This is a genomic window from Microbacterium umsixpiens, assembly GCF_053543675.1.
This window is the reverse complement of record NZ_JBLVOH010000070.1, coordinates 1-562: the sequence shown is the minus strand read 5'-3', so window position 1 is coordinate 562 and position 562 is coordinate 1. Positions and strand designations below refer to the sequence as shown.

At 68.0% G+C, this 562-nt stretch carries 1 protein-coding gene; it reads left to right on the top strand.

What is annotated here, in order from left to right; all coding sequences use genetic code 11:
* Window positions 1-62 precede the first annotated feature (62 nt).
* Window positions 63-551 carry a transcription elongation factor GreA gene (greA, locus tag ACNPM4_RS07165; RefSeq protein WP_029262971.1) on the top strand — a complete coding sequence of 163 codons (489 nt, stop codon included), beginning with the start codon at window positions 63-65 and terminating at the stop codon, window positions 549-551.
* Window positions 552-562 lie beyond the last annotated feature (11 nt).

Genomic DNA, 562 nt, shown 5'->3' with positions numbered 1-562 from the left:
GGGGGCCTCTTGGCATATCCCCCGCAGCATGCCGGAGGGATCCCGAAAGAAGGAGCTTCGCCATGTCCACCGATGCTCAGGTTCCCTTCCTCACGCAGGAGGCTTACGACCGGCTCGTCGCCGAGCTGGAGCACCTGTCGACCGTGGGTCGCGATGAGATCGCCAAGCGCATCGAGGCGGCCCGCGAAGAAGGCGACCTCAAGGAGAACGGCGGATACCACGCCGCGAAGGATGAGCAGGGCAAGCAGGAGGCCCGCATCCGCACCCTCGAGGCTCTGCTGAAGACCGCCAAGGTCGGCGAGGCTCCCGCCAGCCGCGGGATCGTCGAGCCCGGCACCGTCGTCACGGCTCTCGTCGCCGGCGGCGAAGAGGTCTTCCTCCTCGGCAGTCGGGAGATCGCGGTCGGCAGCGACCTCGACGTCTACAGCGAGGCCAGCCCGCTCGGTCAGGCCATCCTCGGCCTCAAGGTCGGCGAGAAGTCGGCCTACGAGGCGCCCAACGGGCGTTCCATCAGCGTGGAGATCGTGAACGTCGAGACTTACGCGGGCTGACCACCCACGCC